Origin of the sequence: Rhodomicrobium udaipurense JA643, assembly GCF_000636015.1 — a bacterium.
GTDB lineage: Bacteria > Pseudomonadota > Alphaproteobacteria > Rhizobiales > Rhodomicrobiaceae > Rhodomicrobium > Rhodomicrobium udaipurense.
In genome coordinates this window covers 1-3,619 of the sequence record NZ_JFZJ01000193.1, presented here as the reverse complement: position 1 = coordinate 3,619, position 3,619 = coordinate 1, and the positions used below count along the sequence as shown (strand labels likewise).

Below are 3,619 nucleotides of genomic sequence, written 5' to 3'. Positions count from 1 at the left end.
GTAGCGGCCCTCGCCGCGCTTCGTGTAGCCGGACGACAGATGGAACGAGCCACAGGGCAGGTCGTGCTCGTGGATCTGCGCGAGGAAGCCGGTCAGTTGCCGCTCGGCGTCCGGCGCTTCCGTATAATGCATCGTCGAGCCGGAATAGGAGAGCGACCAGCGCGGCGGCATGGCGGTGCGTCCGGTCAGCGCGGTGAAAGCCGGGGTGATGTCGCGCGCCGAGCCGCCGAAGAACAGCCACAGGTCGAGATCGCCGTCTTCGGCCTCGAAGCTCGTGAACGGGCCATGATAGGCGTCGATCTCTTGGCCCATGTCGAAGGCAGCGTGGCTGAGATTGTCGTAGAAGAGGCCGACGGCGGGCGCGCTCGCGTCGGGGCGCAACGCGATGAAGAACGGGATGTGCTTGTAGAGCGGATCGGATGTCTCGGCGTCGTAGCCCATCGCGTCCGAGGTCTTCATGCGCAAGCGGCGGCCGCGCTTGTTCGCTTCGCCGGTCTTTTCGCCGAAGCCGTAACAGGCCGTTGCCGGATCGCTCTCCACATAGTGCGCGAAGCGGTTGCCGCGTTCGTCGAACAGGTAGCTTTGCGTCTGCCGGTCAGTAAGCGCCATGCGGAACGGCTCGTCTTGGTGCTCGCGGAAGGACCACGTCACGGCAAGCGGCGCACGGCGGATCTCCGCGCGCATCAGCGCCGTTTCGATGGTGATGGCGCGGGGCGTCTCGTCGGCGGTGCGGATCGGCTCGTTCGGAAGGCCGGTCTCATCCAGCCGGTCGCGACCGTCGATGGCGTCATCGCCCGACAGCTCCGGCGACAGCGACCAAGTGCGCGGGCAGCGAAGCCCATGAGGCCGCGTCACGAGGAGCCGCGCGGTCCGCGCCGCATGAAAAGAAAGCGTGAGCCGATAGCCGCGCTCAAGTTCGATCTCGGCACGGTTTCCCGCCGCCGATAGAAGTATCCCACCCGTCAACACCCGCATGTGCCGACCGTGGATTGTGAAAATGGCCGTATCACGGCTTGCGCCGGGCGCGATCTAGGCAAGCGGCGGCGCGTCGGTGCGGACGGCCCAGCGCAGGCGCGCCGAGCGTGCGCGCGGGTTGGCGGCCACCTCGTCCTCGCCCGGCTCGACGCCGTGGCGGTCGCGAAGCTCGAAGGTGGGCGCGGTGACGTCCCCGGCGTCGGGAATGTAGCGCGATGCTTTCGCGCGCTTGCCCGAGCGCTCTGCGAGGAAGCGCTTCACGATGCGATCTTCGAGCGAATGGAAGCTGACAACCACAAGCCGCCCGCCGGGCTTGAGCAGCCGTTCGGCGGCTGCGAGCGCGCGCGTGAGTTCGCCGAGTTCGTCGTTCACATAGAGCCGCAGCGCCTGAAAGCTGCGGGTCGCGGGGTGCTTCGGATCGCCTGGCTTGTGGCCGAGTACGCGCGCGATCAGCGCCGCGAGTTGACCCGTGCGCTCGAAAGGCGCCGTCTCGCGATCCTTCACGATGGCCGCCGCAATGGCGCGCGAGCGGCGTTCCTCGCCGAACGTATAGAGAATGTCGGCGATGGCGTCTTTTTCGTAAGTGTTCACGACATCGGCGGCGGAAAGGCCGCTGGCCGACATGCGCATGTCGAGCGGGCCGTCGCGCATGAAGGAGAAGCCGCGTTCCGCCTCGTCGAGCTGCATGGACGAGACGCCGAGATCGAGCACGACACCGTCGAGCGCGTCCCAGCCGATGCTGAGCGCGGCGTCTTCCATCTCGGAGAACGGTGTTTCGGCGAGTTTCAACCGGCCAGCGAAGGCGGTTTCGAGCGTGCGGCCCGCCGCTATCGCGGTCGGGTCGCGGTCGAGGCCGAGCACGTCGCAATGCACGGCTTCAAGGATGGCGCGAGCGTATCCGCCCGCGCCAAAGGTGCCGTCAATGAAGCGTTCCCCCACCCCTGGATGCAACGCTCCCAGCACTTCCCTCAGTAGCACCGGGATGTGACGGACCGGTCCGCTGTCGGGAGACGGGCCCTCTACCGGCTTCCCGCGATCCGCCACATCCCTGGTGCCCCCACGTCTGCGCCGCTTCATCAGCGGCTCCCCGCGCCGAGCTCTTTGCGAAGCGCAAGCGCTTGTTCGCGCGCGCGTTCACGAAACTTGTTGTAAGCCTCTGGTTCCCAGATCTGAAACTTGTTGCCAAGGCCGACGAAAACCGCCGTCTCCGTAATTCCGGCATGATCGCGAAGCCGCTTCGGCAGGACGGTGCGGCCGTCCGGGTCCACTTTGAGCTTTTCGCACTCGCCGAAATAGACGAGTTCGAGTGCTTCGCGAAGGGCGCTGCCCGTAGGCTGCCGCCCGACAATCTCTTTGATTTCCTCGACCAACCGAGAGCCTCCAGCTTCGATCGTAGCGTAGTCGAGATGCGGGTAGCAGTGAATTTCGCTCGTGCCTTCCTGTGCAAGGACGGCGCGAAACGGCGCAGGAATTGCGACGCGCCCGCGTTGGTCAACCTTGCTGTCGATGCGCGAAGCAAATTCATCCATCCCTCAAATCCACGCCTCCGCCCAAAACGCACACTGCGACGGCTTGCGCATCTGGTGCCGTGGCAAAACTTTAACCGAAACCCGCTACTACCCATAAATACCCAGACGGCGAAATACCAGAGTTGAACACGAACTATCGACTTGGATGGTCTAGCGACGACATAAAATTTCAAAAATTAAGCTATAAACGTCCGCTCTGCGCGAAAAGCGAAAGGATCGGAGGGAGAAACCTTGCCGTGCTGTGGCCTTGCCCGGCGAAAGCTGTTTTCTCTCCCTCCGAATCGCCCCCTTCCGAACGGGCATTTATGGGATAACATGGGTAAGTGTGGGCGTCAACAGACGGCTATCGCGCGTTGCAGAAAGGTAAGGAAAACGTGAACGGCGGGCGCGATAGGTGCTTTGATCGGTTGAAATAAGCCCCGCGACCCCCACGCGTCGTTGCGGCGGCCGTTGCCGCATGAAGTGCTCGGGCGATTTTCGTTCCTGGCGCTCTATACTTTCAGCGACGTTCGCCCAGGCGCGCCCATCGAACGAGGCCGAGGCGTCGCTCGCCGCGCTGGCACCCCCACGCTAGCCCATCGGCTTAAGCCGAGAAGCAACGACGCTCGGCGTTCCGGCACGCGTTTGCGGCGGGATGCGCTTTTCGGCGAGGCCCGTTGCGGATGATTCAGGTTCGGGGCGAAAGCTTTCCGCTGGCGCTGCGCACGGCTGGCGTCAGCGAGAGGCGCGCGTGCGGCACGCCGCGTCGGGGCCGCTCACCATGGCGCGGATAGGGGCAGGCGGAGCGCTCCTGCCGTTTCCAACCCTTCAAACGACACGTGCCCGGGGGAGAGGGGCCTGCGAGCGCACTACTTCTGCAAATCCCCGATGTCGCGATAATGGTCGAGCGCATCCGGGTTCGCGAGCGCCTCGGTGTTCTTGACCGCGCGGCCATGCACGATGTCACGCACGGCGATTTCGGTGATCTTGCCCGATTTCGTGCGCGGGATGTCGGGCACCTGCACGATCACGGCGGGGACATGGCGCGGGCTCGCTCCGTGGCGGATCTTCGCCTTGATAGTCTGCTTCAGCCCCTCGTCGAGCACCGCCCCCGCTTTCAGCACCACGAACAGCAC

Annotated in this window: 3 protein-coding genes and 1 pseudogene; all 4 read right to left on the bottom strand. The window is 64.8% G+C overall.

Annotated features, from left to right (window positions below; all coding sequences use genetic code 11):
* Positions 1–975: pseudogene (locus tag T281_RS16585) on the bottom strand (TIM-barrel domain-containing protein); the annotation flags it as partial.
* Positions 976–1,029: 54 nt separating this feature from the next.
* Positions 1,030–2,052: a 16S rRNA (cytosine(1402)-N(4))-methyltransferase RsmH gene (gene rsmH / locus T281_RS16580; RefSeq protein WP_037242096.1), complete on the bottom strand. Its 1,023-nt coding sequence runs from the start codon at positions 2,050–2,052 to the stop codon at positions 1,030–1,032.
* On the bottom strand, positions 2,052–2,504 hold the full coding sequence (locus T281_RS16575; protein WP_013417807.1) for a division/cell wall cluster transcriptional repressor MraZ: 453 nt from the start codon (positions 2,502–2,504) through the stop codon (positions 2,052–2,054). Before T281_RS16575 ends, rsmH begins: the two co-directional genes overlap by 1 nt.
* Before the next feature lie 848 nt (positions 2,505–3,352).
* The coding region (locus T281_RS16570; RefSeq protein WP_420834883.1) for an AMP-binding enzyme at positions 3,353–3,619 on the bottom strand (267 nt) is incomplete at its 5' end.